Genomic DNA, 25,262 nt, shown 5'->3' with positions numbered 1-25,262 from the left:
AATTTAGACCTTCATCAATTCTGCTTCTTTCGCTGCAAGACGCTTATCTACTTCTGCAACATATTTGTCAGTGATTTTCTGGATATCATCACCTGCACGGCGCTCATCATCTTCAGAGATTTCTTTCTCTTTTAATAATGCTTTGATATCACCTAACACATCACGACGAATATTACGAATTGCAACTTTTGCATTTTCAGCTTCACTACGCGCAATTTTTTGCATATCACGGCGTGTTTCTTCAGTTAATGCAGGTAAAGGTACACGAATTGCATCCGCTGTAATTGGGTTTAAACCAAGATCACTCTCACGAATTGCCTTATCAATAGCTGAAACCATTGTACGTTCAAATGGCTGAACAAGAAGTGTACGAGAATCTTCAACCCCAACGTTTGCCACTTGATTTAAAGGCACATCAGAACCGTAGTAAGGAACCATTACCCCATTTAAGATTGATGGGTGTGCACGGCCGGTACGAACTTTAGCAAACCCTAGTTCCAAAGACTCAAGAGTTTTCAACATACGCTGTTCGCTGTCTTTTTTCAGATCGTTAATCATATGATCTACCTTACTTATTTATTCAAGGATGTTTTAACAAATTTAATTTAGCGCTAGTATAAAGAGCTTTCGTCAACACGTACATTATTTAGTAACGCGTGTACCTTCTTTTTCGCCCATGACTACTGACAATAGCGCGCCTGATTTATTCATATCAAAAACTTGTAATGGCACATTATGGTCACGACATAAACAAATAGCTGTCAAATCCATAACACCAAGTTTTTCGTCTAATACTTGATCAAAGGTTAAATGATCATATTTAACTGCATCTTCGTATTTACTTGGATCTTTATTATATACGCCATCAACTTTGGTCGCTTTTAGAATTAAATTTGCTTCAATTTCAATTCCGCGTAAGCAAGCTGCCGTATCCGTCGTAAAGAATGGATTTCCAGTACCAGCAACAAAAACACAAACTTCACCCTGACTCAAGTGACGAATCGCATCACGACTTGAATAAGACTCTACTACTGTACCAATTGGTAATGCAGACATAAGACGAGTTCTGATATTACGGCGAACCAATGCATCACGCATAGCCAAGCCATTCATTACAGTTGCAAGCATACCCATTTGATCGCCTGTTACACGACCAACCAAGCCATCCTTTTGCAACTGACTACCACGATACAAGTTACCGCCACCAACAACGATACCCACTTGCACACCTAAGCCAACTAAGTGAGCAATTGAAAGGGACATTTGATCAAGAACTTGGGCGTCAATACCCATGTCTTTGTTACCTGATAATGCTTCACCAGATAGTTTTAATAAAATGCGTGAATAACGGGGGCTAATTGTTTCCGCCATGAGTTTGCTCCAAAACCTCTTAAACTGAATGCTTTTTTGAATCGTTATCGATTAAACCGACTTAATTTTAATTAACTTTGCAAATAAGTCGTATTCATCCGCATCGGTGATTTCGACTTCCAACATATCGCCTGGTTGAATAGTGCTCTTATCGATATCTTCTACAAAGACATTACCGTCAATTTCCGGAGCATCCGCATAAGAACGTGCAACAGCAACAGGATATTCATCTTCCAAACTATCGACTAATACAGTCATCGTTTGACCAATACGTTTTTGCAACTTAGCAGCAGAAATTTGTTGCTGCACTTGCATAAAGCGCTCGTAACGCTCTTGCTTAATTTCTTCAGGCACATGATCGGGTAAATCATTTGCCGTAGCGCCTTCTACTGGTGAGTAGGTAAAGCAGCCAACACGATCAAGTTCAGCTTCAACTAACCAATCGAGCAATATTTGAAAATCTTCTTCAGTTTCACCTGGGAAACCCACAACAAATGTAGAACGAATTACAAGTTCAGGGCATTTTTCACGCCACAATTTAATTTTTTCTAGTGTATTTTCACTGTGAGCCGGACGCTTCATTAACTTAAGAATACGCGGGCTTGCGTGTTGAAATGGAATATCAAGATATGGCAGAATTTTTCCTTGTGCCATCAAGTCAATAACTGCATCAACATGTGGGTATGGATAAACATAATGTAAGCGCACCCAGATGCCAAGTTGACCTAGTGCTTCACACATATCAAAGAATTTTGTTTTAACAGGCTGGCCATTCCAGAAATCAAGTTTGTACTTGGTATCTACACCATAAGCTGATGTATCTTGCGAAATAACCAAGATTTCTTTAACACCTGCTCTTTTAAGCGCAGCGGCTTCTTCCAATACACTTCCAACTGGACGAGAAACAAGATCACCACGCATACTTGGGATAATACAGAAGGTACAACGATGGTTACATCCTTCAGATATTTTTAAATAGGCATAATGCTTTGGTGTTAAGCGAATTCCTTGTTCAGGAACCAAATCAACAAACGGGTTGTGTTTAGGAGGTGCCGGTACATATTCATGCACAGCTTCCATTACATCTTGATAAGCTGCTGCACCAGTAACCTTTAAAACGTTTGGATGCATTTGACGAATTTTGTCTTCGTCCTTACCTAAGCACCCTGTAACGATCACTCGACCATTTTCACTCATGGCCTCGCCAATTGCATCTAGCGACTCTTGTACCGCAGATTCAATAAAACCACAGGTATTTACAACAACTAAATCAGCACCATCATAATCTGATGCAACTTGATAACCTTCAGTCTTTAACTGAGTTAAAATTCGTTCAGAATCTACCAATGCCTTAGGACAACCTAAAGAAACAAAACCGACTTTGGGGGTCTTCATGAATCTGCGCTCCACTTGAATGCGCGTATTGTATGTCTTTTCTTGTCTCAAGCATAGGTGGAAAGCCCACTCTTTGTGTAATGCACCAAAATACGACCAACATTTGCACCAAAACTCATCTTTGCACCAAGTTGGATCATGTTATTATCTCTATTTAAGCCATCAGTTTTGATCAACCGATATAAAGACCGATTTAAGCGCGTTTTTAAATACTTTAAAACTTTAAAATAACCCATAAACAAAGTTGGCGTACATTTTGCATCGTTCATGTTCTATAACGGTGAAAATCCGATAACCAATGAAGATGCCATTGCGCTATTTTAAGACAGGAACGATTCGCTAATGGATCAACACAACCCTATCGACTATCGCCTATTGGTAGACAACTTAACTACTGCGATTTTATTGATCGATAGTAACTTAAACATTTTTTATTTAAATTCTGCCTGCGAAGCACTATTTGATATTAGTTTGCTTCGAGCTTCAGGACAGCCCGTTTTAAACTTACTTCATGCGCCTGATGATACTTTTAATACACATGAAGCTTTATTAAACACCATAAAAACGGGGCAACCTTATACCCGTCGAGAAGCGGTTATTAATGTCAACTTTAAAGACCTTCATGTTGATTATACAGTTTCACAATTAAATGCTGGCAAAAGTTATCACCCATTACTCTTGATTGAGCTCAACCCGATTGATCGTATGTTAAAGATTTCTAAAGAAGAAAATCTGGTACAGCAACATCAGGTGGCTAGGCAGCTTGTGCGTGGCGTAGCTCATGAAATTAAAAACCCACTTGCGGGTATTCGTGGTGCAACTCAATTACTCGCGCGCAGTTTGAATGATAAGAGTTATGCTGAATTTACAGATGTCATTATTAATGAAGTAGATCGCTTAACTAACTTAGCAGATACCATGTTGGGTTCTAGGCAACTTCCAAGTTATGAAAATGTTAACGTACACGAGCCTTTGGAGCGAGTGCGTTCACTTATCGCCAACCAAACAAAGAAGAAAATTAAAATTATACGGGATTATGATTTGTCTTTACCCGATGTTAATGCCGATCGTGATCAATTAATACAAGTCATGCTCAACATTAGTGTAAATGCAATTCAAGCCATAACAGAAAACAAAGCATTTTTTATAGATCACGAACCGGAGTTAATTCTACGTACACGCATACAACGACTTGTCACAATTAATGGTGTGCTGAATCGATCTACAGTGCGAGTCGATATAGAGGACAATGGACCAGGCATTCCTGAAAGTATTTTGGAGTCAGTATTCTATCCATTGGTTACTGGACGAGCAAAAGGTACTGGGCTTGGCCTGAGTATTGCACAGAATATTATGCATCAACATAACGGAATGATTGAATGCCAATCTGTTCCTGGAAAAACAATTTTTAGCTTATATTTACCTTGGGAGTCAGACCGTGTCGCGAAATAAAATATGGGTTATTGATGATGATCGCGCCATGCGATGGGTATTGGAAAAGACCTTTAAAGAGGAAGGTTTTGATGTTACCAATTTTGAAGAAGCTCAAACTGCACTTGAACGCTTGCACCATGATGCTCCCGATGTCATCTTAACTGACATCCGCATGCCTGGAATTGATGGTTTAACTTTTTTATCTAAAGTCAAAAACACACATCCAGAGCTACCTGTCATTATTATGACAGCACATTCTGACTTAGAGTCGGCTGTATCAAGTTATCAAACGGGTGCGTTTGAGTATTTACCAAAACCTTTTGATATTGATGAAGCTTTAGCTTTAGTCAATCGCGCGATCCTGCACATTAATAAACTACAACAGCAAGAAGCTACAAAAACAGCCTCACCTCTTCAATCAACAGAAATTATTGGTGAATCTCCGGCAATGCAGGAGGTTTTCCGTGCTATCGGCCGTTTATCTCAATCTCATATTACTGTTTTAATTAATGGTGAATCGGGTACGGGTAAAGAATTAGTCGCTCATGCTTTACACAAGCACTCCCCACGCCGTGCCAAGCCTTTTATTGCTTTAAATATGGCAGCGATACCAAAAGACTTGATTGAAACCGAGTTATTTGGTCATGAAAAAGGCGCTTTCACAGGGGCGAATACTCAGCATCAAGGCCGCTTTGAACAGGCAAATGGTGGAACATTGTTCCTTGATGAAATTGGTGATATGCCATTTGAAACTCAGACTCGATTGCTTCGCGTACTCGCTGACGGGGAGTTCTATCGTGTAGGCGGACATATTCCCGTTAAAGTAGATGTTCGAATTGTAGCGGCTACACATCAGGATTTAGAAAAGCTGGTAAACGAAGGCCGCTTCCGTGAAGACTTATATCACCGCTTAAATGTTATTCGTATTCACATTCCTAAACTTGCTCACCGTAGTGAAGATATCCCAATGCTTGCGCAGCATTTTCTTGCTCGTGCAGGCAAAGAGCTTGGTGTAAGTCCAAAAATCTTACGCACTGAAACAACGGACTACATGCAACAGTTACCATGGCCCGGTAATGTTCGCCAACTAGAAAACACATGCCGCTGGTTAACTGTAATGATCACTGGTCGTGAAGTTTATCCAGAAGATTTACCATCAGAGCTTAAACAAGTTCCATTGCAAAAAAATAGTGATTCTGGACAACCTGCACCTTCATTTGAGCGTATCTCCTTACACCATTGGGATGAGCTACTAAATCAATGGGCCATTCAAAAGCTTAAGAATGGTGAAATGAAGATTTTGGATATTGCCACACCAATGTTTGAACGCACGTTGATTAACGCAGCTCTACAACAAACACGTGGACGCAAACGTCACGCAGCAGAATTATTAGGTTGGGGTCGCAATACCTTAACACGCAAATTAAAAGAACTTGGAATGGATTCTGCAGATGATGACGAAGAAGATGAGCACAAGGTTACTCAAACTGAGGCCTAAAACACTTATGCGTTAACTTCAGAGCGGTTAAGTCATTCTTAGCCGCTTTTTTTAAGATCGGATTTCCATTAAATTTTAAAATAAACACGAGGTTACATCATTTAATCATTTCAAAAACAAACTAACCCCATATTTTTTATTATTTTATTTGCTTTAATTAGTCAATTACTGTTCAGCATATGATCTAAAAAAATAGCAATCAGCATCCTTAAAGATAGTTTTGCTATACTAAATAAGCAAAGTTAGTCGTAATTATTAAATTTTATGCATGATTCAGTCCTGGATTCACATCATCTTGTATGTGAAAAACCTCAAACACGCCGCGGTATTGAACGTCGTTTAGCCCTATTGTTAAGCGCGACCGAGCTGTTTCTAGAGAAAGGATATGATGCGGTATCTCTTGATGATATTGTCAATCATGCAGGCGGTTCTAAGGCGTCAATTTATAAGTATTTTGGCAATAAAGATGGTTTATTTACAGCAATTTGCGATTACCGCCGCGAAATGTTCTTTAAAGATATTTGTGTACCATTTCAGCCTTCACAAGGCTCCCTACGCGATTATTTAGTTCAAACTCTGATCCGCTTTTATACTCATATTATTCAACCTGAACACATCGCTTTTTTACGTCTAGTTATAGAGCAAACACAATGCAATGCAACTTTGAGTCAATATCTATATGAAAAGTGCGCTCTAGACGTACAAAACACAATTGCTCAAGCACTTCTCTTCTCTCACCAAGCTGAAGAAATTTTTTGCGCATCTCCAGATTATTCCTCTTTAATGTATTTTGGAATTTTACGTGATATCGAATGGCGTATGATTATGGGAATGCCACTTCCACCTAATGAGAAAGAAGCTATTGATTATATTAATTATTGTGTAGATATTTTCTTAAAAGGCCATCATAAAGTCTAATTCTTTTGCATTTTAAAATGCTTATAGTATAGTAGACTTCTTTTTTCCCACATCCACCCAGCCAACAACAGATAATTGTTATATTTCAAAACAATTATTATGGAGTAGCTACATGGCTCTAAGACATTTCCTGACTTTACGTGATCTATCCACTCTAGAACTTAATCGCATTTTGGAACGCGCAAGTGAGCTTAAAAAAATGCAACATGACAATAAGGTCTACCAACCTTTTGTCGGTAAAGTATTGGGAATGATTTTTGAGAAATCAAGCACACGTACACGTATCTCTTTTGAAGCAGGTATTAACCAATTTGGCGGTAGTGCGATTTTTTTATCGCCTCGTGACACACAATTAGGTCGTGGCGAACCAATCGAAGATTCAGCACGTGTAATTTCAAGTATGCTTGATATTGTGATGATTCGTACTTTCGGTCATGACATTGTTGAACGCTTTGCATCTTATTCAAAAGTTCCCGTAATTAACGGCTTAACTGATGACCACCACCCTTGCCAGTTATTAGCAGATTTACAAACATATATTGAACATCGCGGCAGCATCGAAGGCAACACCGTTGCTTGGATTGGCGATGGTAATAATATGTGTAATTCATACATTGAAGCTGCACACATGATGGGTTTCAAACTCAAGATTGCATCGCCAAAAGGATATGAACCTAAACCTGAATTTTTAGCGGAGTTTGGTCATTGCGTTGAGCTTTATGATAATGCGGAAGATGCAGCAGTAAATGCCGATCTCATTGTGACTGATGTATGGGCAAGCATGGGCCAAGAAGAAGAACAAAAACTTCGTGAAAAAGCCTTTGCTGATTTTCAGGTTAACGAAAAATTAATGGGTCTTGCTCACCCAGACTGTTTATTTATGCACTGCTTACCTGCTCATCGTGGAGAAGAGATTTCGGAAACCATGCTCGATCATAAAAATGCAGTGGTATGGGATGAGGCAGAAAACCGTCTTCATGCTCAAAAAGCTTTAGTCGAATTTTTATTGAATGAAAATCTAAAAGCTTAAGTATTTAGAAAAAAACAGCATCTTTATGATGCTGTTTTTTTATTTTTATAAGACTTGTAGTTCTCTAGTTAATTATTTTTAAAATTTTGATAACGTTGTCGAATATATAAACACTCTATATTTCAACTCTGATCTAGAATCGTGTATAACATTCTATACAATAAGCTAAGCCTACTCTTGTAGAGTGCGATCATGACAACCGTTGAACAATCATTATCCCAAATTCCCACATTTTCAATTATTCATGAACATTTATTTAGTTCAGCCCAACCTTCTGTCGAACAACTAAAATTGATTAAAGAGTATGGGTGTAGCACAGTCATTAACCTTGCTTTAACTAATGCTTCAAATCATCTTGAAAATGAAGATCGTATTTGTTTAGACCTTGGTTTAAATTACATTCATATTCCAATTGATTGGGAGATTCCTTCTGCTGAGCAGTGCTTATTAGTTTTAGATTTGATTGATCATTTAGTGCAAAATGAAATTGTTTGGATACATTGTGCCAAAAATAAACGTGTAAGTTGCCTTATGTATGTCTATAGACAGTTTTATATGAATATGGATATGCCTACGTCTCAAGATTTATTGCACGAAATTTGGGAACCAAACGAAACTTGGACTGGACTCATTCATAGTATTACCTTACAGCTACAAGGCCGTAAGGCAACTCTAGAACTTCAGCAATCTTTGCAACAGGCCGATCATTTAGTGTGATGAGAGACTAAAACAGTCGCTGTTGCCAAAATGCCTTCTTGACGACCGGTAAACCCTAGTTTTTCGGTTGTCGTTGCTTTAATGCTAATTTGATTAATATCTACATTTAGAACGTCAGCAATGCTTTGACGCATTTCTAAATTATGCTTAGCTAATTTTGGACGCTCACAAGCCACCGTAATATCGGCATTATTTAACTGATATCCGCGGTCTAAAATTAATTGATAAACATGCTTTAACAATACTCGGCTATCTGCGCCTTTGTATTCTGGATTAGTATCAGGAAAATGCTGTCCAATATCTCCAAGCGCTAAAGCACCTAATAAAGCATCACATAGCGCATGAAGTACGACGTCACCATCCGAGTGTGCTTTCAAACCATGTGTATGTGGAATTTGAATACCCGCCAATGTAACGAAGTTCCCCTCTTCAAAGGCATGTACATCTATTCCTTGTCCAATACGAATCTGAGCAACCATATAAATTATTACCTTCCATAAAAACTTAAGAAATCTTGTATTCAGCCTTTCTGTTTCGCTATAGTACACCTAGCAAAGTAGACTGAAAGTATAAGCGATCATGCTGTCTAATACTGATATGAATCAATTGAAAAGATTAAGTTTTGTCATGACACTGAGTTGTTTATGTTCACCTCTTGTCTTTGCAGAATCAATAGACTGTTCCAATACTGGAACTGAGCTTAAAATCTGCTCAAAAACATTTAGTGAATCAAGAAAGCAACTCAATAATAAATATCTTTCTGCATATTTAGTTACTGATGCCCCCTTACAGCTTTTACAGGATACACAAAAGTTATGGTCTAAACATACTCAGCAATGCAAGAGCAATACATGCATTCAACAACAGTTTGATTTACGTACTGATGACTTAAATTTTTATGCGTCGCTTAAGCAAACGCTTACCCAACATTATCTTAAGTTTGAGAATGGACATATAGCCGCTCAGCCTGTACACATTCAAGTCCATCAACTCGCGAAAGACAAAATCAAGATTGAAGGGATAGCATACCGCAACCCAAATAATCGCAAAGAAACTCAAACGATTTCATTGATGGCGTATAGTTCGCCTGAACAAAAAAGTGAAATTTTAGACAATGAGCACAACTGTAAATATCAGTTTAATTTTCAAAAAGCTTTACTGAAGGTAAAAACTCAGCAAAAAGGCTGTGAACGTTTTAGCGGAATCTACCGCTTATATGACTAACGCTTAAAATAAAAGCCAGTGTTTGAACACTGGCTTTTTACTTTCTACGCTGGATATTTTTGAGCAATATCCTGACCGACTAAAACTGCGGTTGCCGCAGACAAAGTCCAACCTAAATGCCCATGCCCTGTATTATAAAAAACACGAGGTTGTTTAGATTGCTTAACAACAGGCAGCATATTCGGCATCATAGGTCTTAACCCTGCCCAAGGCACCACATGCTCAGTTGAAATATCAAAGTTACGATTAACCCAATTCACTAATGGTTGAATACGATCAGCCCGTATGTCGCGGTTATAGCCATTAAACTCAGCAGTCCCTGCCACACGCAGTCGATCTTTACCTAAACGAGAAGTCACAATTTTTGCACTTTCATCTAACAAGCTCACCCAAGGAGCATTCTTTACACTGTGCTCATCTTTTAATTGTACGGTAATTGAATAACCTTTTACTGGATACACATTTACTCGCTCACCAATCATATCGGCAAGTTGATAACTCCCTACACCACCACAAACTACAAGTACATCACCTTCTAGCTGAATGTTGTCGGACTCAACCAAATAAGGATGCTCAGCACTTGGCTGACAAGTTACGACTACTTTGTCTGCGCTGCACTTAATATCCATAACTTCTAGACCGAACTTATATTGAACGCCATATTGTTTAGTCTTCTCAGCTAAAGAGGTTGAGTATTTATGAATATCACCCGTCGCATCACTTGGCGTGTAATAGCCACCGAAATAGTCACCCGTCAAAGATGGTTCTATTGTTTTCATTTCATCAGGTGAAACTGAATAGCGCTCCAATGTACCTTTGTTCAATACATTATTAACTTTTTTAGCAATCTCGTAGTCAGCCTTACTGTGATACATATGGAGAATTCCACGTTTCTCCAAATCAAACTCAAGCTGCTCTTTTTCAGCTACTTCAAATAAACGCTTACGAGCGAGCAATGCCAAGCGGACCGTCTCAATCGTATTCGCTTCATAGTTTTTAATATGTGATAGAAATTCAACTAGCCAACTATACTTATGCAAACTAAATGAAGGGTTCAACAATAGAGGAGCATCTTTTTGTCTCATCCATTTAAAGCCTTTAATCACGGTAGCTTTTTGGTTCCATACTTCGGCGTTACAAGCCGATAATTGCCCTCCATTGGCAAATGATGTTTCCATTGCAGGATATAAATGTCGATCAATCACTGTGACTTCATAACCCAGTTGCGATAACTCATAAGCAGAGGTAACCCCTGTGATTCCCGCACCTATCACAATAACATGTGGCATAACAGACTCCTCAGAAATGCAAAACATTTCATCAGTACAGCCCATCTGTCATTGGTACCTGAGAGTTTCGACCCCAACGTTACCTTTTAACGTTTAGATCTTCCCCTTCGGTGAGTTTATAATTTATAAGTTATTGTTTTCCATTCTTATAAATCTAAGCTTCTCTCCAGATTTTTTAATTATTACAGTCCTTTTGCCTGAGAGTTTCCGGGCTTGTTGCTCCTTCGGCGGGTTCTTAATGAACCTCTCTCCCGCAATAATTTTGTATTTATATAAGCAATGTATCTGCCACATTAGAAAAAACGCATTCTTTTCTTGTAAACTTTTGTATAAGCAATCTTAAAAATATAAGCTATTGATTTAATTAACAATAAAAAAGGTGAATTTTTATAAATTCACCTTTTGCACTAAAATTAGAGTTTTCCGTTGAGCACTTGGTCTGAAACCGTACCCTTCCATTGCTCACGCAAGGTTGGTAAGTAGAATTTTTCACCAATAGTGACCAGCTCAGCATCAATCAATGCATGAACTTCGTGCATAAAAATATAATCCAAAGCAACTAAAGAAAGCTGATGATTTTTTTGCGCTGTTTTCTTACGTTTTACCTGTGCTTGTTTCACTAGCTCATTTGCAAAGTTTTTATCTTTATAAGCAGTGATTGCATTTAAACGAAGCTCAATCACACCCCATCCCGCTAATAGCTTTTTAAAGACTTCAAAATCTTTTGAGGTAGATTCCCACGTTACGTTTTCTAAATCATTATCTTCAGGTAAAACTGGTAATAATAAATCCGCTGTACTTGGGAAAATCTTTTTAAGATTTAACAGAAACTTAACCGGCTGATCACTAGGATAATCATTAAATTGCACGTGTTGTTGGGTATCTGTCAAATAAATAGAGAGCATTCAAAAATCCTTAACTAAGCAGCTGTTTTTAATAATTTTATCTCTAACTTTGCGAAATAAATGCAAAACAAAAAACAATATAAAAACAGGACAAGGTGGGCATTTTAACAATTATGACGGCTTATTCAACGCCAATTCGCCATTAATTAGTGAAAGTTTCAACCTTCTTGATAAAAAGCTCTCCGAAGAGAGCTTAATTTTACATAGGATAATTAAAAATCTACTGCAATTCCTGATTTTGATTAACCTTGATATTGATCAACTTTATGGTTTGGTTGATCTACAAGCAATTCAATAAAAGATGGAATAGATGTAGTGTTAAGCAGATAAGGATTAAACTCATCAACATGATGATGATGAAAGAATTCTTTTATTTTCGTGTTAATGGGAGCAAATTTCATACTCCAATGTTTAAATAGACGTTGTTCGGATGGTTCTGAAAAGATGATTTCACAGTTCTGATGTCTCGAATCTTTCAAAATTAATTTATAAAATAGCGATTCGACTTGTTCTTTCTCACCTTCTAAATACTGCAAGAAGTATCCATTACCATAGTAAAGTACTCCTGTAATATCATTATGTGAGTTGAATTTGACTGCTTCAGTGAGAATATCAATTAAATCTTGTTTTATTTGACTATGTTCACTATTGGTTTTACTTGCATACATAAAGCCTATTAAACTCATAGCGATACTCGAAGATAGATTTCACTGTACATTCTGACATTTGCACACATTTCTTACAATGTAACCTAATTAAAACCTTGTATTTCAAAAGTAAAGATTATTTTCTTTTTGAAAATGACAAACTTTAACAACCCGAAATCTTTTGTAAATTAATGCCAACTTAACAAGTTAATCAGACACTATTAATTTTAGTACAATTGAAAATTGTTTTTAATGCGTGGATGTCTAATGGAGAATCATGAAGTTATTCTTCAAGATGAACATCATAAACAGTTTAAAATTGTCAAAGTTCAAGATGTTCGTTTTGATAAGAATACCCTTAACAATAGCTATCAATGGTTATGGATATTTGATCATAGTTCGGAGTTTTTCCCATTTGAGTTATGGGATCAGCTTGATCATGCAACTATTCATCAAAAAATCAAACTTGGCAATCAAGTTTTCAAGATTATCAAGATTCTGACGAAGAAAACGAAAGTTAGGCCCTCATGAAAGATAAGTACTTAACCAAGTTAAAATCACTGAAACCAATGCTTTCGGCTGTTCAATCGGAATCATATGGCCCGTATTTTTAATTATCTCAAACTTTGCATGTGGCAATTGATCTAATAATTCTATGGCTTCTTCCTTGGAGCGGAGCTGGTCCTCAGCACCAGAAATAATTAAAGTTGGACATGCGATCTTACTCATATCATAAGAGCTTCTATCTAACATCGATTGTTTTACGAACTCTTCATAACCCAAAGTTTTTCCCATTTCTTGGATTCTTTTTACAAGAGCACGATTCTGCACATTTGCTGGATGAAGTGTTTTTTCAATTGATATTGAGCTTAGCCCATGGAAAGTTTTCTCAGAATTAAGTTTAATTGCGGTTAACTTTTGATTTTTCTGCTCTTCTGTATCTGAACGTAATGAAGAGGCTATTAAAACAAGCGCCTTAACCTTTTCAGGAAATTGCTCCACTATAGATCTAGCGATATATCCTCCAAGTGAGAATCCAATCAATACAAAGCTCTCAGGCGCATTTTTAACAATATTCTGAGCAATCTCTTTTATTGTTTGCCCTTCTTTTAAAGTAGCTCGAGATATATTCCACTCTTTAGGCACCTCATTTATGACTTCATTCCACAGAGATTCGTCAAGCATATAACCAGGAATTAAAACAACTGAAAGTGGCTTTTGATTCATAAATTTTTTAATACCTTACTTGTAAATTATAGCTAACAGCATTTTATGCTAATAAAAAATCGATAATTAGAATATTGAAGTAAAAAATAAAATCACTATATAAATTAAACAGTATTAACTCTACAAGCACGCCAGACTAAAACATTCCCTTTTTACGCTTGAAGGAGGTACACATGAAAGTTAGAGCATCACGTACGTATTCCGCTTCAGCAAATAATTATTTTATTTCCAAGGAATATGATTGTACTGTTATTCCTGTAAAAGGAATGTGTTTTATAGATTCTGGTTTAACTGAGAGTGGAGTGATTGAACCAGTAGAGATTATTGAAGTGACTATAGAACCAGAAACTAACTCGTATCATGTTCTTTTAGCACGCGATATACATGACTACGAAAAAGAAGAGCTAAAAAAGAAGTTTGAAGCTATGAAATCTCATGGCTGGGAATATATAGAAGGCTTACTTTGATATTTTCCTATCTCAAGCTATAAGTTAGTCTCTACCTATAAAAGCCCTCATTTGAGGGCTTTTATATAAATATTAACACTTACATTATTTTAGTGATTATTTACTATTTGGAGAAACCATTTTTTCAGGTTTAACGACTTCGTCAAATTGCTCTGCTGTAACTAAACCAAGCTCAACAGCTACCTGCTTCAAAGTTTTATTTTCTTTATAAGCAGTCTTTGCAACTTTTGCAGAATTTTCATAGCCGATTACCGGATTTAAAGCTGTAACTAGCATCAGAGAATTATGCAAGAAGTGATCAATCTTGTCGCGATTAGGCTCAATTCCTACTGCACAATGGTCATTAAAACTATTACACGCATCACCAAGCAATTGAATAGACTGCAATAAGTTATAAGCAATCACAGGCATAAATACGTTTAATTCAAAGTTACCTGAAGCACCTGCTACATTAATGGTCGTATCATTTCCAAGCACTTGCGCAACAACCATGGTCATTGCTTCACTTTGTGTGGGGTTTACTTTCCCCGGCATAATGCTTGAACCAGGCTCATTTTCTGGAATACGGATTTCACCAAAACCACAACGCGGTCCACTAGCCAGCCAACGAATATCATTCGCGATTTTGTTTAAGCTTACAGCCAAAGTTTTTAATGCACCTGATGCAAAAACAGCCGCATCACGGCCTGCAAGTGCTTCAAATTTGTTAGGCGCAGTTACAAATGGCAAGCCCGTCAGCAAAGCAAGTTGAGCAGCTGCTTTTACTGCATAGTCAGGATGTGCATTTAACCCAGTCCCTACCGCAGTTCCACCCAATGGCAATTCATATAAACCAGTTAAAGCTTGCTGTAATCGAATCAATCCATGCTCAAGCTGAGATACATAGCCACTAAATTCTTGGCCTAAGGTTAATGGAGTAGCATCTTGCAAATGAGTACGGCCAATTTTGACAATGTCTTGAAATTCATCTGACTTTCTTTGCAAAGTCGCTTTAAGTTGCTCTACAGCAGGGATGAGTAATTCGTTAATTTGTAAACTTGCTGCCACGTGAATGGCGGTTGGAAACGAGTCGTTTGTTGATTGAGCACGATTGACATGATCGTTTGGATGTACTGGCTTTTGAGCACCTAACGCCTGACCTAACTTTTGGTTTGCAATATTGGCAATCACTTCATTACAGTTCATGTTACTTTGCGTACCAGAACCTGTCTGCCAAACGACTAAAGGAAACTGTGAATCCCATTTACCATCAATTACTTCTTGAGCCGCATCCACAATATATTGACTCAAATCTTGTGGTAATTGCTCAAGTTCAGCGTTAGTTATTGCAGCAGCCTTTTTTACCAAACCCATTGCTCGAATCATGGCACGGGGTAATCGTTCTTGCCCGATTTTAAAGTTCTGTAAGCTGCGTTGAGTCTGTGCTCCCCACAATGCTTCATTTGGAACTTCAATCTCACCCATAGTGTCATGTTCAATTCGTGTTTGCATAGAAACCTCGGTTATCTCAATAAAGAACTCACGGGCTGAAGCAAGTGTTTGCTCTGGCTAGTTAATTTTGAATATCGTACTCAAGCATACCAACATTGTAAATAAGAATCATTATCTTATCTTCCATTTAGAGTATTTTGATAAAAGCGCCATTCATCTTCGATCATTTGTTTTAACGGGCGTTTTGGTGACCACTGCAATAATGTTTTCGCTTTTTCAATATTAGCCCCAACTTGATCTAACTCAACATGTTTATAAATTGCTGGTTGTGTTGAAATCTCAGCTTGAGTGACCTGTGAAATTTCATCGAGTAATTGACGAATTGAATGAACTTGGTCATGGGCAATATTAAATGCTTCGCAACAATGCGTTTGTTCACGCAACCAATGTAAACTCGCACTAACCGCTTCACATAAATCTAAGACATGTAGAAAACTGCGTTCAGTCGTATGATCTGACGTTTCAGCTTGATCTTGTAATTCAATCAAATCACGTTGCATTGCTGCGACTTGCATGGCAAGTGGTACGATATTTTTAGGCAGCTGAGCGACATACTCTCCAAGCACTCCATGCTCAAATGCACCCACGATATTAGATAATCGTAAAATCGCAATTTTCCACTCATGATCAATTTTATAAGTATCACGGATAATTTCTTCAATCATCTGTTGAGACTTAATATAAGGATTAGGATAAGCATAATTAAATTCTTCTGTTTCGCTCAATTGCAAACCAGATTTCCCATAAGCTGCAAGGCTAGACAGATGAATGAAGTGACGAACACCCGTACGTTGCATGGCACGCAGTAAACTCATGATGCAGCTAACATTATCATTATAATATTCAAGAGGTTTAAGGTTAGACTCTTCAATTGATTTAAATCCGGCAGTATGAATAACTGCATCAATTGAATATTGCTCAAACACCTTATTCAGCGCTGGTGTATTGCGTACATCAAGTTTGACAAATGGAACGTACATACCAGAAATAAACTCTAGTCGCTCCAAAGTTTGCAAGGTTGAATTAGCCAAATTATCGACGATTACCACCTCTTGCCCTTGAGCCATTAGACTCAACGCAATGTGTGAACCGATAAAGCCTAAACCACCTGTCACTAAAATCATTGTATACTTACCTTTCTCTTAATGTATCTACGCCCATTTAGACGTATGACCATAGTGAATTCTCAATGAGTACATTACTACTAATTACCTCTGCTCCTACTTCCATTCATGCTTGGCATGCGTTAGGACTTGCTCAGGCACTCAAAAGTAAAAATGAAGACTTCCGTGTATTCTTTTACCAAGATGGCGTGCAGGTTGCTAATGATTTTCAATGGGTTCCTGACGACCAGCGTAATTTAACGCATGAATGGCAAAAGCTTGCGATTCGTCTTCCTGTTTGTGTGAGTGCTGCCCTCGCTCGTGGTATTACAGATGCAGAAAATGCCAGTCGCCATCACCTTACTCATCACAACCTTGCCAAAGACTTTGAACTTGTCGGGTTAGGTGAACTTGCTGATGCAGTACAGTCAGCATCTCGTCTTATTCAATTTTAAGTTACTTTGTTTGCTTAGATTGTTGCTTTTAAAAGGTATATTGTGTGAAATCTGTACTCGTCATTTTAAGTCAAGCCAATTTAACCAGTCTTCAAATCAATGAAAGCCTTTCTGCTACTATGGTTTTAGCAACCTTTGGCTCACCAGTCAAAGTATTATTGAAAGATGCTGCTCTTAGTCTTCTGCAAAATGATTTAAGCTTTGATCAGTTTCGTCAGGCTTTCAAAGTGGCTTCAAATATGGTCGAAAGTTTTGAGTTCTACGACTTGAGCCCTATTCTGATTGAAAGTAAAAATCAGCAGCATCCTCTTGTAAAAAAAACCGAACAAGAGATTGAATTCGTTCAGTTGAATGCTGAGTTCATTCAATCTTTTGATCATGTTCTATATTGGTAGATAAAGGTGTAAGTTTAATGAATCCGTCGACACTTTATCTTGTGCAATCTTCTTACCATGCTACACCTAAGATTATTGATGAATTAAGTCATCTTTTTCAGATAGGTGATCAAGTTGTTTTTATGGGTGATTCAGTTGCACACATTTCTATTGAAATGATTCAACCATTTGAATCTGTTTCATGCTTAAGCATCGAGAAAGACTTACTTGATACAGATACTTTAGCTCAGATAAAGGTATTAGATTACGATCAATTTACTGATCTGGTTTTAACGTTTAATCGCTGTATTTCTCTTAAATAATATATTTAGGCTGGTTTCATGAATTTAGAATTAGACCAAGATGGTCATTTGGTTGATTACACAATCTGGAATCCTAAAGTTGCGCAAGAACTTGCCAAATCGCTTGATCTTGAACTCACCGATTGGCATTTTGAAGTTTTAGCAGCTGTACGTCAGTTTTATCAGCAATTTGGACACTCTCCAGCAACTCGCCCGCTGATTAAATTTTTAATGAAAACGGTCAGTCCAGAGATTAATAATGCAGTTTTACAGCAACAATTTAATACTGGTTTAGTGGCGCGTCACTTAAGTCGTTTAGCAGGGATTCCTAAACCAGCAAATTGTTTATAAAATTAAGTAAATTTCTTAGCAGCAGCGACGCATAAAATTGTTGCTGCTGTAACAACCAACATTGACCAACTTACTTGTTCGTGTAACAAGACCGCAGCAATACCTAATCCCATTAGAGGTTGCAAGAGTTGTAGTTGGCTAATCGCAGCAATTCCTCCTTGCGCAAGCCCTTTGTACCAAAAGAAGAAACCGATCAGCATACTAAATAAAGACACATAAATAAGACCTACTAAAGCTGATGTAGATATGTTCTGAAATGAAGCTGGCATATAGAAAATAGTCAGAAATAGCATAAAAGGTAGTGACAAAATAAGCGCCCAACAAATGACCTGCCATCCACCAATTTTTTTTGAAAGTACACCGCCTTCTGCATAACCAAAGCCACAAAAAATGATCGCCATCAACATATAAAAGTCTCCTATCCCAAGTGAGATATCACCAGAAATCAAAAACATATAAGTGAAGACAACCGCACTCCCTAAGACTGCAAATATCCAGAAAAATTGATTCGGTTTTTCACCGCCTCTCAACACAGCAAATATTGCAGTTGCGAGAGGTAAAAGGCTAACAAAAACGATTGAATGAGCTGCATTCATGTATTGCAGAGCAAACGCTGTAAATAGAGGAAAACCTATCACCACGCCTAAAGAAACGATGGCAAGAGGCAACCAATCTTGCTTGGCTGGTTTTTTTTGTTTTAAAACCAAAATAAGAATAAGGCTTAAAATACCTGCAATTGCCGCACGTGCCGCAGTTAGAAAACCAGGATCGAAACCCATTACGGCTACGCGTGTTGCTGGTAGTGATCCCGCAAAAATAGCCACGCCAATAAAACCATTCACCCAGCCATTCATAAACCTATTCATAATTTTCTCCGTCACTATACGAAGAATTTAAGCTGTGCTAAGGTGAATAAACCAGATACAAAGCAGTACAATTTTAAAGAACTGTAATGTATTAATAACCAGTACAGTTCGGATTGTAAGTCAGTGAACCAGAACAAAACCAAAATTGAAATTGTCATTTCAGAGATTGAGCAACAAATAAAAAATCGCTCTTTAATGCCTGGAGCACGCTTGCCTTCTGTTCGTAAGTTAGCAAATGATCTGGGCTTTTCAGTATCAACTGTTGTAGAAGCGTATGAAAGATTAATTGCTTTAGGCAAAATCGAATCAAGAACTGGATCTGGATTCTATATTGTTGGTCCGCTTGCCCCTCTTTCTTTAAGTGAATTAGGTCCTAAATTAGATCGCTCAGTCGATCCATTGTGGATTTCACGCCAATCTTTGGAGGCGAAAGCAGATGTGTTTAAACCCGGTTGTGGTTGGTTACCTGATGACTGGATGCCATTAGATAGTATTCGTAAAGCCTTAAGGTCAGCTGCAAGAAGCCCAGATGATTGTTTGATGGGTTATTCAACACCGTTAGGATTACCCGCTCTACGTGACTTACTGGCAAGACGCGCTCAAGCAAAAGGTATCAATGCAAATCTTAATCAAGTACTTTTAACAGACTCAGGAACTCAAGCGATTGATTTGGTTTGCCGATTTTTACTAAAGCCCGATGATGTCGTTCTCATTGATGATCCTTGTTATTTTAACTTTCATGCATTACTTAAAGTTCATCAAGTTAAGGTTATTGGTATTCCCTACACACCAACAGGTCCTGACTTAGAGGCATTTAAAGAAGCAATTGCAACTTATAATCCACGTCTTTATATCACCAACTCAGGAATTCATAATCCAACTGGTGCAGTACTTTCTCTTTCTATGGCGCATCAATTATTAAAACTCATTGAACAATCCAATTTGATTGTCGTTGAAGATGATATTTTTTCAGACTTTGAATATAGCCCTGCTCCTCGACTTGCTGCTTTGGATAATCTTTCACGTGTAATCTTTATTGGAAGTTTTTCTAAAACGTTATCAGCATCTATTCGTTGTGGTTATATTATTGCTAAACCAGAATGGATTGATCAGCTCACAGACCTGAAAATTGCCACAAGCTTTTCTCACAATGGCGTATCAGCTGAAGTTTTATTAAGTGCTTTAACAGATGGCTCGTACCGTAAACATATAGAATTACTAAAGGTTCGTTTAGCAAAAGCGATGCACGATACGATTAGTAAACTTGAACCATTGGGTATAAAGCCATGGATTAAGCCACAAGCGGGAATTTTTGTTTGGTGTCATTTGCCAAAGGGAGTTGAAGCTTCAGAAATTGCAAAATATTGTATTAATCATCAGGTTATTCTTGCGCCAGGAAACGCGTTTAGCCAAGCTTCTAATGCTGGTCAATTCATCCGCTTTAATGTAACCCAGTCAAATCATGACCACATCTATAAGACTCTAGCTGATGCGATTCAACAAGAGTCTTCATGACTGGTAATAAGAGAAATTAAGCTTGTTTCTGTTTTTGTTCAATATATGCAAAATAGCCTGGCCCAGCTGAAACTTGCACTTGTTTTGCATGTAAAGGTTCATGGCAGACTGAACACACCATAACTGGTTCAAATTTATGGCCACAAGTTTTATGACGATATTCTAAAGGTTTGCCTAAACCTTGATCCATCCATTTATCTGCCCAATTCGCCATCGATAAAATAATTGGATAAAGTTCAAAACCTTTATCAGTGAGGCGATATTCAAAACGTTCTTGACGATCAAAATAAGGAGCTTTGGCTAAAATTTCATATTCAACCAAACGCTTTAAACGATCTGAAAGGACATGACGAGTGACACCTAATGATTTTTGAAAATCGTCAAAACGGCGTATTCCCATAAAAGCATTACGTAATATTAGCATCGTCCATCGATCGCCAATCACTGATAGCATACGAGCAACCGAACAAGGTTGATCACCGATGTCATCCCATTTCATCTTTATGCGTTCCTCGATATTTCCTAGCCTAATGGCCCTATTGTTTATACCCTAAACCACTTACCACGAATTAAGCAAGATTCATTATAAAAATAACTTCTTATCAACTTTATGAACAAATTTTTATTATAAAAAATTAAAAATTATTATTTAAAATTGCTTAATTAATATAACTCACTCAATTATATAGTGAGTTATATCTATTATTATTCATCATTAATTTGAGATGAATACGCCCTTCAAAATATGACCTGCTTCTAGTTTCACACTTGCTGGAATTCGTACCAGACAATTGGCCTGTATTAGATTACTGAGCATGTGTGATTGCTGTTTTGCCAGACTTTTAACTTTAAGTTGTCCATTGTCAAAATAAGCATGCATCCGTAGAAAACGTTCACGTGCATCTTCTTTTAAATCATGATCTAAAATTGCACTAAACCACTCTGGTCCAGCTAAGTTTCCCTGCAAAGTATCAAGCAATGCTTTACCGTAAATCTGCATAGACACATAGACCGCAGCAGGATTACCCGGCAACCCCAGCAAATAACAATTGTGATTTGTTTCAGGTTGAGAATATTCAGCAAAGAATAAAGGTTTACCCGGCTTTTGTTTTACTTTCCAAAAGATCTGTTCAAAACCAACTTCAAAAGCACATGGCCGAACAAAGTCGTAGTCTCCTACGGACACCCCGCCAGTCGTTATAACAACATCATGGTTATCTTTTAATTGGTCGAAATATTGTGTGACCTGTGCTGCCTCATCTGCCACATGAATAATTTCAACCTGCAAGCCATAATCTTCAAACCAAGCTTTTAGTAATGGGCCATTTGCATCAAATATTTTACCTTCAGCTAGATCTTCTGCTGTTTCGGCAACTTCATCACCGGTGATCAAAACAGCGACTTTCGGTGCACGATAGACTTCAACGGTTTGCACACCCGCCATACTTAAGGCAGCCAAACTTCCAATATTCAAAAATTGTCCAACTTGTGCAAGTAACTGCCCTTGCTGGATTTCTTCGCCAGTAAAACGAATATCAGCTTGAGGGCGTATATTCTCCGTTAAACAAATCTCTTGAGGCAAAACAACCGATACGATTTCTTGCCTCGCAACATGCGTTGTGCCTTCAGGAATTTTACCGCCCGTAAATATACGAATTGCCTGACCTTCACTTAGAATGTCATGACTTTCGCTTCCAGTACGAATCTCGCCAGTAACCTGAAACTTTTGATTATTTAAATCTTCGGCATGACAACAAAGTGCGTAACCATCTACAGCACTTTGAGAGAAACTTGGTAGGTTAACTTCTGAATAGATTTCTTTAGCAAGATACCTACTTAGGCTATTCTGAAGAAGTTGCTGAATTGAACCTAATTTTTTAGGTCGGTTACTAATCAGCTCAAGTGCTTCATCTACGCTAATCAAACCACGTTCTGCACCACAACCTGACATTATTCATAGCCTCCCGGATGTGGTAAGTCACGGCAAACATCAAAAATATGGACTAAGGCAGGTAAAATAGCAGCCATTGATTCGCTCGCTCCACCACGGCTTCCCGGTAAAGTCACCACTAAAGAACGATCAATAAAGCCAGCTACCCCACGTGACATTGCAGCATATGGCGTGCGTTTTTGTCCAAATGAACGAGCAGCTTCCATTAAACCATCTAGCTTACGCTCAAGAAGTGGCTCTAGCGTATCAACCGTAATGTCACGCTTACCAATTCCCGTACCGCCGACGGTCATAATGCAAGCATATGATTTGCTCAGCTCAAGCACTAAGTTTTTTAAAGTATCCGCTTCATCTGGCAAAATCTGGTAATGGATTGGATCGAATCCTGCCTCGGTTAAAGTTTCAACCACAGATTTTCCGGCAGTATCGGGCTTTCTGCCCGCTGCCACGGTATCGGATAAGACAATAACAGCAGCAGAAACAGGCTGACGAAGAACGCGCTTAAAGTGTGATTTTCCACCTTTTTTCTTAAGCAATTTACATTGATCCATCCAGAGCTCTTCTGGTTCACAATGTGGCTTTAACATGTCGTAAATAGTTAACCCTGCAAGACTTGCAGCCGTTAGGGCCTCCATCTCTACGCCAGTTGGACCAATGGTTTCGACCACGGTAATAATCTTTACAAAATCATGTTCTAATTCATATTCAACATCTGCACGATAAATCGGCAGTGGATGGCACAAAGGAATCAGCTCATCAGTTCGTTTTGCTGCCAAAATTCCTGCAACACGTGCAGTTTTTAATGCATCCCCTTTTTCAGTATTTCCTTGTCTTAATAACTCAATACAGTGCGGTGGTGCATATAAAATGGCTTGTGCTTCAGCAACTCGATAACTTTCCGGCTTCATTCCTACATTTTTCATTATTTATCCTAGTCTTGCTTACTTCAGTGTGAGTGTTCATGGCCGGCATGATGGTGATGTTTGTGTTCGTGCGGCGCATCCTTACGAATACAGCAGCCTTCTACATAGTGACTTGTACCATCTGTAAAGAACTCTTCTTTAAACACAGGCACTTCATGTTTTACCCGCTCAACCGCTTCTTCGCATGCTTGAAAAGCTTCACGGCGGTGGGCTGCATAAGCAATGGCAATAATGGCTGTTTCACCGACATCTAGATGTCCAATCCGATGAACCACTCGCACATAAGATACCTGATACTTTTTCTCAATTTCCAGTTCAATTTCACGTATCATTTTTTCAGAAAGCGGTTTATACGAGGTATATTTCAGCGCTTTAACAGCTTTACCTTCATGATGGTTACGAACCGTACCCATAAAAATATCGATTCCACCACATTCAGGAAATGTTTCAATAGGATCAAAAATATCTAGGCTTAAAGCCTGCTCTTGTATACGGGCAAAATCTCGCATAGCTTAGCCTCCTGCAACTGGTGATAATAAAACCAAAGTACACGGCTCACTTAAGGCCGATTGTCTTGTTATGACATTATCGCCAACAGCACATGCACATTTTTCCATCGCCTGTGTACATGACGGGTGTAATGAAACAATTTCATCTAATACATCTTTAACTAAAATATGGCTTGGAAAAACTAACGAAAGATCTTGAGGTAGCAATTTTTCAATTGCACCAAATGATTCGATTTTAATTTGAATAGATTGCTGCATTTATCCCCCAAGCATATGCATGCTGATTTTACGGGTTTGTTGATGTTGTAAGGCATGAAAACCTTTAGCTTTGTGCCAGATATACGGCATAACTTGATCTTTTAATTGCTGACTATGCAGAACATGATCGGTTGAGTTATGTGCGCGTAATAATGCTTGAAGCTGCGGCTTAATATTTAAACCCTGCTGCGCAAATAGACAGTTATATAGCTCACCTTGTGCCGTTAGTCGTATACGGTCACATTGATGGCAAAATGAATGAGTAATGGTAGAAATGATGCCTAGCGCGTAGCTATTGTTAAGTAAATATTGGCGCGCTGGTTCATGTTGCTGCTCAATCACTTGTAGTGAATAATGTGGGTGCAACGTCTGTAAAATTTCAGCCTCACTCACCACATCTTTATTTGACCAAAGAGCATCACCATCAAGTGGCATGAATTCAATAAAACGTAGCGGAATATGATTGGTGATTGACCATCTCACCATAGGTAGGATTTGATCGTCATTTTTGTCTTTCATCAATACGCAGTTAATTTTAAAGGATAGTCCTGCATCTTTTGCAGCTTGAATACCTTCAAGAACTGGTTCTAACTTTTTCTTAGTAAGTTCTTTAAATTGAATAGGATCTAGGCTATCTAGACTAATATTTAAATCATCTAGGCCAGCGTCTTTTAATTGCTGAGCGTACTTTGCAAGGTAATGTCCATTAGTGGTCATTGAAATACGTTTTAAACCTAATATTTTTAAGGCTTGTAAATCACGAATGAAATGAACAACTCCTTGACGCATTAAGGGCTCACCACCTGTAATACGGATGCTTTCAATACCTTGCTGCACCATAAAATGACAAAATTGAAAGAGCGCTTCGAAACTAAGCAAATTCTGTTTATTTAACCATTCAGGATGCTCAGGCATGCAATATACACACTTAAAATTACAGCGATCAGTTACAGAAATTCTTAACTTACGCTTGATGCGCCCATATTGATCTTGCAGAAGAATTGGGGCCGTTTCAGAGTGATATTGTTTCATCATTTGCACT

Annotated in this window: 31 protein-coding genes and 1 riboswitch; of the genes, 13 read left to right on the top strand and 18 right to left on the bottom strand. The window is 38.1% G+C overall.

Annotated elements, in window-relative coordinates:
- Nucleotides 1-3 precede the first annotated feature (3 nt).
- The 4 genes from frr to ACXM0J_RS09740 form a co-directional block, all read right to left on the bottom strand.
- Nucleotides 4-558 carry a ribosome recycling factor gene (frr, locus tag ACXM0J_RS09755; protein ID WP_002115638.1) on the bottom strand — a complete coding sequence of 185 codons (555 nt, stop codon included), beginning with the start codon at nucleotides 556-558 and terminating at the stop codon, nucleotides 4-6.
- Between the two features lie 84 nt (nucleotides 559-642).
- Nucleotides 643-1,371 (bottom strand): UMP kinase, encoded by a 729-nt coding sequence (gene pyrH, locus ACXM0J_RS09750; RefSeq protein WP_000852257.1) that lies wholly within the window; start codon nucleotides 1,369-1,371, stop codon nucleotides 643-645.
- 51 nt (nucleotides 1,372-1,422) lie between these two features.
- Nucleotides 1,423-2,766 (bottom strand): 30S ribosomal protein S12 methylthiotransferase RimO, encoded by a 1,344-nt coding sequence (gene rimO, locus ACXM0J_RS09745; RefSeq protein WP_032003820.1) that lies wholly within the window; start codon nucleotides 2,764-2,766, stop codon nucleotides 1,423-1,425.
- Nucleotides 2,767-2,813: 47 nt separating this feature from the next.
- Entirely contained in the window at nucleotides 2,814-3,035 is a 222-nt protein-coding gene (locus ACXM0J_RS09740) for a hypothetical protein (protein ID WP_005803464.1), read from the bottom strand.
- A 73-nt stretch (nucleotides 3,036-3,108) separates the two neighbouring features.
- Between ACXM0J_RS09740 and glnL the strand changes: the two genes are divergently transcribed.
- The 5 genes from glnL (at nucleotide 3,109) to ACXM0J_RS09715 (ending at nucleotide 8,363) form a co-directional block, all read left to right on the top strand.
- The gene (gene glnL / locus ACXM0J_RS09735; protein ID WP_002115631.1) at nucleotides 3,109-4,218 is read left to right on the top strand and encodes a nitrogen regulation protein NR(II); all 1,110 of its coding nucleotides are present in this window, start codon (nucleotides 3,109-3,111) and stop codon (nucleotides 4,216-4,218) included.
- Complete coding sequence (gene glnG / locus ACXM0J_RS09730; RefSeq protein WP_086265610.1) at nucleotides 4,205-5,698, top strand: nitrogen regulation protein NR(I); 1,494 nt, start codon at nucleotides 4,205-4,207, stop codon at nucleotides 5,696-5,698. Before glnL ends, glnG begins: the two co-directional genes overlap by 14 nt.
- Before the next feature lie 264 nt (nucleotides 5,699-5,962).
- Nucleotides 5,963-6,616, top strand: a complete 654-nt coding sequence (gene adeN / locus ACXM0J_RS09725) for a multidrug efflux transcriptional repressor AdeN (protein WP_086265611.1) — start codon at nucleotides 5,963-5,965, stop codon at nucleotides 6,614-6,616.
- A 112-nt stretch (nucleotides 6,617-6,728) separates the two neighbouring features.
- Nucleotides 6,729-7,646, top strand: a complete 918-nt coding sequence (gene argF / locus ACXM0J_RS09720) for an ornithine carbamoyltransferase (RefSeq protein WP_086265612.1) — start codon at nucleotides 6,729-6,731, stop codon at nucleotides 7,644-7,646.
- A gap of 192 nt (nucleotides 7,647-7,838) precedes the next feature.
- Nucleotides 7,839-8,363 (top strand): protein tyrosine phosphatase family protein, encoded by a 525-nt coding sequence (locus ACXM0J_RS09715; RefSeq protein ID WP_086265613.1) that lies wholly within the window; start codon nucleotides 7,839-7,841, stop codon nucleotides 8,361-8,363.
- Here ACXM0J_RS09715 and ispF read toward each other — a convergent pair.
- Complete coding sequence (ispF, locus tag ACXM0J_RS09710; RefSeq protein ID WP_086265614.1) at nucleotides 8,351-8,842, bottom strand: 2-C-methyl-D-erythritol 2,4-cyclodiphosphate synthase; 492 nt, start codon at nucleotides 8,840-8,842, stop codon at nucleotides 8,351-8,353. The two genes, ACXM0J_RS09715 and ispF, sit on opposite strands and share 13 nt — an antisense overlap.
- 100 nt (nucleotides 8,843-8,942) lie before the next feature.
- Between ispF and ACXM0J_RS09705 the strand changes: the two genes are divergently transcribed.
- Nucleotides 8,943-9,587 carry an A1S_1983 family putative colistin resistance protein gene (locus ACXM0J_RS09705; protein ID WP_202744382.1) on the top strand — a complete coding sequence of 215 codons (645 nt, stop codon included), beginning with the start codon at nucleotides 8,943-8,945 and terminating at the stop codon, nucleotides 9,585-9,587.
- Nucleotides 9,588-9,631: 44 nt separating this feature from the next.
- Here the strand turns inward: ACXM0J_RS09705 and ACXM0J_RS09700 are convergent, their stop codons facing one another.
- From ACXM0J_RS09700 to ACXM0J_RS09690, 3 genes are all read right to left on the bottom strand, one after another.
- On the bottom strand, nucleotides 9,632-10,876 hold the full coding sequence (locus ACXM0J_RS09700; protein WP_086265615.1) for a D-amino acid dehydrogenase: 1,245 nt from the start codon (nucleotides 10,874-10,876) through the stop codon (nucleotides 9,632-9,634).
- Nucleotides 10,877-11,051: 175 nt separating this feature from the next.
- Nucleotides 11,052-11,140, bottom strand: a riboswitch (glycine riboswitch).
- 149 nt (nucleotides 11,141-11,289) lie between these two features.
- Nucleotides 11,290-11,781, bottom strand: coding sequence for a hypothetical protein (locus tag ACXM0J_RS09695; protein ID WP_002115670.1), 492 nt, complete (start codon nucleotides 11,779-11,781; stop codon nucleotides 11,290-11,292).
- Between the two features lie 242 nt (nucleotides 11,782-12,023).
- A complete protein-coding gene (locus tag ACXM0J_RS09690; protein ID WP_005073889.1) occupies nucleotides 12,024-12,467 on the bottom strand; it encodes a BLUF domain-containing protein in 444 nt (147 codons plus the stop codon).
- A gap of 228 nt (nucleotides 12,468-12,695) precedes the next feature.
- Between ACXM0J_RS09690 and ACXM0J_RS09685 the strand changes: the two genes are divergently transcribed.
- Nucleotides 12,696-12,959: a hypothetical protein gene (locus ACXM0J_RS09685; RefSeq protein WP_086265616.1), complete on the top strand. Its 264-nt coding sequence runs from the start codon at nucleotides 12,696-12,698 to the stop codon at nucleotides 12,957-12,959.
- Here the strand turns inward: ACXM0J_RS09685 and ACXM0J_RS09680 are convergent.
- On the bottom strand, nucleotides 12,954-13,655 hold the full coding sequence (locus ACXM0J_RS09680) for an alpha/beta fold hydrolase (RefSeq protein WP_086265617.1): 702 nt from the start codon (nucleotides 13,653-13,655) through the stop codon (nucleotides 12,954-12,956). The two genes, ACXM0J_RS09685 and ACXM0J_RS09680, sit on opposite strands and share 6 nt — an antisense overlap.
- Nucleotides 13,656-13,828: 173 nt before the next feature.
- Here ACXM0J_RS09680 and ACXM0J_RS09675 point away from each other — a divergent pair, with 173 nt between their 5' ends.
- Complete coding sequence (locus ACXM0J_RS09675; RefSeq protein WP_086265618.1) at nucleotides 13,829-14,122, top strand: hypothetical protein; 294 nt, start codon at nucleotides 13,829-13,831, stop codon at nucleotides 14,120-14,122.
- A 96-nt stretch (nucleotides 14,123-14,218) separates the two neighbouring features.
- Here ACXM0J_RS09675 and fumC read toward each other — a convergent pair whose 3' ends face one another.
- Both fumC and ACXM0J_RS09665 read right to left on the bottom strand, forming a co-directional pair.
- Nucleotides 14,219-15,613 (bottom strand): class II fumarate hydratase, encoded by a 1,395-nt coding sequence (fumC, locus tag ACXM0J_RS09670; RefSeq protein WP_068527042.1) that lies wholly within the window; start codon nucleotides 15,611-15,613, stop codon nucleotides 14,219-14,221.
- Between the two features lie 116 nt (nucleotides 15,614-15,729).
- The gene (locus ACXM0J_RS09665) at nucleotides 15,730-16,737 is read right to left on the bottom strand and encodes an NAD-dependent epimerase/dehydratase family protein (protein WP_063099004.1); all 1,008 of its coding nucleotides are present in this window, start codon (nucleotides 16,735-16,737) and stop codon (nucleotides 15,730-15,732) included.
- A 65-nt stretch (nucleotides 16,738-16,802) separates the two neighbouring features.
- Between ACXM0J_RS09665 and tusD the strand changes: the two genes are divergently transcribed.
- From tusD to ACXM0J_RS09645, 4 genes are read left to right on the top strand one after another with little or no spacing between them, the layout of a single operon-like run.
- Nucleotides 16,803-17,171, top strand: a complete 369-nt coding sequence (tusD, locus tag ACXM0J_RS09660) for a sulfurtransferase complex subunit TusD (RefSeq protein ID WP_002115623.1) — start codon at nucleotides 16,803-16,805, stop codon at nucleotides 17,169-17,171.
- Between the two features lie 44 nt (nucleotides 17,172-17,215).
- Nucleotides 17,216-17,566 carry a hypothetical protein gene (locus tag ACXM0J_RS09655; protein WP_086265619.1) on the top strand — a complete coding sequence of 117 codons (351 nt, stop codon included), beginning with the start codon at nucleotides 17,216-17,218 and terminating at the stop codon, nucleotides 17,564-17,566.
- Nucleotides 17,567-17,583: 17 nt separating this feature from the next.
- Nucleotides 17,584-17,868, top strand: a complete 285-nt coding sequence (locus ACXM0J_RS09650; protein WP_086265620.1) for a DsrH like protein — start codon at nucleotides 17,584-17,586, stop codon at nucleotides 17,866-17,868.
- Nucleotides 17,869-17,886: 18 nt separating this feature from the next.
- Entirely contained in the window at nucleotides 17,887-18,198 is a 312-nt protein-coding gene (locus ACXM0J_RS09645; RefSeq protein WP_086265621.1) for a TusE/DsrC/DsvC family sulfur relay protein, read from the top strand.
- Nucleotides 18,199-18,200: 2 nt separating this feature from the next.
- Here the strand turns inward: ACXM0J_RS09645 and ACXM0J_RS09640 are convergent, their stop codons facing one another.
- Nucleotides 18,201-19,064, bottom strand: coding sequence for a DMT family transporter (locus tag ACXM0J_RS09640; RefSeq protein ID WP_213034439.1), 864 nt, complete (start codon nucleotides 19,062-19,064; stop codon nucleotides 18,201-18,203).
- A gap of 123 nt (nucleotides 19,065-19,187) precedes the next feature.
- On the opposite strand from ACXM0J_RS09640, the gene ACXM0J_RS09635 reads away from it, so the two are divergent.
- A complete protein-coding gene (locus ACXM0J_RS09635; RefSeq protein WP_086265623.1) occupies nucleotides 19,188-20,579 on the top strand; it encodes an aminotransferase-like domain-containing protein in 1,392 nt (463 codons plus the stop codon).
- Nucleotides 20,580-20,595: 16 nt separating this feature from the next.
- On the opposite strand, the gene ACXM0J_RS09630 is transcribed toward ACXM0J_RS09635, so the two are convergent.
- The 6 genes from ACXM0J_RS09630 to moaA form a co-directional block, all read right to left on the bottom strand.
- Nucleotides 20,596-21,078: a winged helix-turn-helix transcriptional regulator gene (locus ACXM0J_RS09630; RefSeq protein WP_004791810.1), complete on the bottom strand. Its 483-nt coding sequence runs from the start codon at nucleotides 21,076-21,078 to the stop codon at nucleotides 20,596-20,598.
- 216 nt (nucleotides 21,079-21,294) lie between these two features.
- Nucleotides 21,295-22,530 (bottom strand): molybdopterin molybdotransferase MoeA, encoded by a 1,236-nt coding sequence (locus ACXM0J_RS09625; RefSeq protein WP_086265624.1) that lies wholly within the window; start codon nucleotides 22,528-22,530, stop codon nucleotides 21,295-21,297.
- Complete coding sequence (gene moaCB / locus ACXM0J_RS09620) at nucleotides 22,530-23,453, bottom strand: bifunctional molybdenum cofactor biosynthesis protein MoaC/MoaB (RefSeq protein ID WP_000799986.1); 924 nt, start codon at nucleotides 23,451-23,453, stop codon at nucleotides 22,530-22,532. Before moaCB ends, ACXM0J_RS09625 begins: the two co-directional genes overlap by 1 nt.
- Nucleotides 23,454-23,476: 23 nt before the next feature.
- Nucleotides 23,477-23,962: a molybdenum cofactor biosynthesis protein MoaE gene (locus tag ACXM0J_RS09615; protein ID WP_068563107.1), complete on the bottom strand. Its 486-nt coding sequence runs from the start codon at nucleotides 23,960-23,962 to the stop codon at nucleotides 23,477-23,479.
- Between the two features lie 3 nt (nucleotides 23,963-23,965).
- Nucleotides 23,966-24,220 carry a MoaD/ThiS family protein gene (locus ACXM0J_RS09610; protein WP_086265625.1) on the bottom strand — a complete coding sequence of 85 codons (255 nt, stop codon included), beginning with the start codon at nucleotides 24,218-24,220 and terminating at the stop codon, nucleotides 23,966-23,968.
- On the bottom strand, nucleotides 24,221-25,261 hold the full coding sequence (moaA, locus tag ACXM0J_RS09605; RefSeq protein WP_086265626.1) for a GTP 3',8-cyclase MoaA: 1,041 nt from the start codon (nucleotides 25,259-25,261) through the stop codon (nucleotides 24,221-24,223).
- Between the last annotated feature and the right edge of the window lies 1 nt (nucleotide 25,262).

Source organism: Acinetobacter sp. GRABPA_MV_2 (assembly GCF_056725885.1).
The sequence above is the reverse complement of the archived record's forward strand: the minus strand, read 5'-3'. Positions and strand labels throughout refer to the sequence as shown.

Coding starts and splice junctions, on each gene's coding strand:
- frr (WP_002115638.1), bottom strand. CDS start 558: ATGATTAACGATCTGAAAAAAGACAGCGAACAGCGTATGTTGAAAACT.
- pyrH (WP_000852257.1), bottom strand. CDS start 1,371: ATGGCGGAAACAATTAGCCCCCGTTATTCACGCATTTTATTAAAACTA.
- rimO (WP_032003820.1), bottom strand. CDS start 2,766: ATGAAGACCCCCAAAGTCGGTTTTGTTTCTTTAGGTTGTCCTAAGGCA.
- ACXM0J_RS09740 (WP_005803464.1), bottom strand. CDS start 3,035: ATGAACGATGCAAAATGTACGCCAACTTTGTTTATGGGTTATTTTAAA.
- glnL (WP_002115631.1), top strand. CDS start 3,109: ATGGATCAACACAACCCTATCGACTATCGCCTATTGGTAGACAACTTA.
- adeN (WP_086265611.1), top strand. CDS start 5,963: ATGCATGATTCAGTCCTGGATTCACATCATCTTGTATGTGAAAAACCT.
- argF (WP_086265612.1), top strand. CDS start 6,729: ATGGCTCTAAGACATTTCCTGACTTTACGTGATCTATCCACTCTAGAA.
- ACXM0J_RS09715 (WP_086265613.1), top strand. CDS start 7,839: ATGACAACCGTTGAACAATCATTATCCCAAATTCCCACATTTTCAATT.
- ispF (WP_086265614.1), bottom strand. CDS start 8,842: ATGGTTGCTCAGATTCGTATTGGACAAGGAATAGATGTACATGCCTTT.
- ACXM0J_RS09705 (WP_202744382.1), top strand. CDS start 8,943: ATGCTGTCTAATACTGATATGAATCAATTGAAAAGATTAAGTTTTGTC.
- ACXM0J_RS09700 (WP_086265615.1), bottom strand. CDS start 10,876: ATGCCACATGTTATTGTGATAGGTGCGGGAATCACAGGGGTTACCTCT.
- ACXM0J_RS09695 (WP_002115670.1), bottom strand. CDS start 11,781: ATGCTCTCTATTTATTTGACAGATACCCAACAACACGTGCAATTTAAT.
- ACXM0J_RS09690 (WP_005073889.1), bottom strand. CDS start 12,467: ATGAGTTTAATAGGCTTTATGTATGCAAGTAAAACCAATAGTGAACAT.
- ACXM0J_RS09685 (WP_086265616.1), top strand. CDS start 12,696: ATGGAGAATCATGAAGTTATTCTTCAAGATGAACATCATAAACAGTTT.
- ACXM0J_RS09680 (WP_086265617.1), bottom strand. CDS start 13,655: ATGAATCAAAAGCCACTTTCAGTTGTTTTAATTCCTGGTTATATGCTT.
- ACXM0J_RS09675 (WP_086265618.1), top strand. CDS start 13,829: ATGAAAGTTAGAGCATCACGTACGTATTCCGCTTCAGCAAATAATTAT.
- fumC (WP_068527042.1), bottom strand. CDS start 15,613: ATGCAAACACGAATTGAACATGACACTATGGGTGAGATTGAAGTTCCA.
- ACXM0J_RS09665 (WP_063099004.1), bottom strand. CDS start 16,737: ATGATTTTAGTGACAGGTGGTTTAGGCTTTATCGGTTCACACATTGCG.
- tusD (WP_002115623.1), top strand. CDS start 16,803: ATGAGTACATTACTACTAATTACCTCTGCTCCTACTTCCATTCATGCT.
- ACXM0J_RS09650 (WP_086265620.1), top strand. CDS start 17,584: ATGAATCCGTCGACACTTTATCTTGTGCAATCTTCTTACCATGCTACA.
- ACXM0J_RS09645 (WP_086265621.1), top strand. CDS start 17,887: ATGAATTTAGAATTAGACCAAGATGGTCATTTGGTTGATTACACAATC.
- ACXM0J_RS09640 (WP_213034439.1), bottom strand. CDS start 19,064: ATGAATAGGTTTATGAATGGCTGGGTGAATGGTTTTATTGGCGTGGCT.
- ACXM0J_RS09630 (WP_004791810.1), bottom strand. CDS start 21,078: ATGAAATGGGATGACATCGGTGATCAACCTTGTTCGGTTGCTCGTATG.
- ACXM0J_RS09625 (WP_086265624.1), bottom strand. CDS start 22,530: ATGTCAGGTTGTGGTGCAGAACGTGGTTTGATTAGCGTAGATGAAGCA.
- moaCB (WP_000799986.1), bottom strand. CDS start 23,453: ATGAAAAATGTAGGAATGAAGCCGGAAAGTTATCGAGTTGCTGAAGCA.
- ACXM0J_RS09615 (WP_068563107.1), bottom strand. CDS start 23,962: ATGCGAGATTTTGCCCGTATACAAGAGCAGGCTTTAAGCCTAGATATT.
- ACXM0J_RS09610 (WP_086265625.1), bottom strand. CDS start 24,220: ATGCAGCAATCTATTCAAATTAAAATCGAATCATTTGGTGCAATTGAA.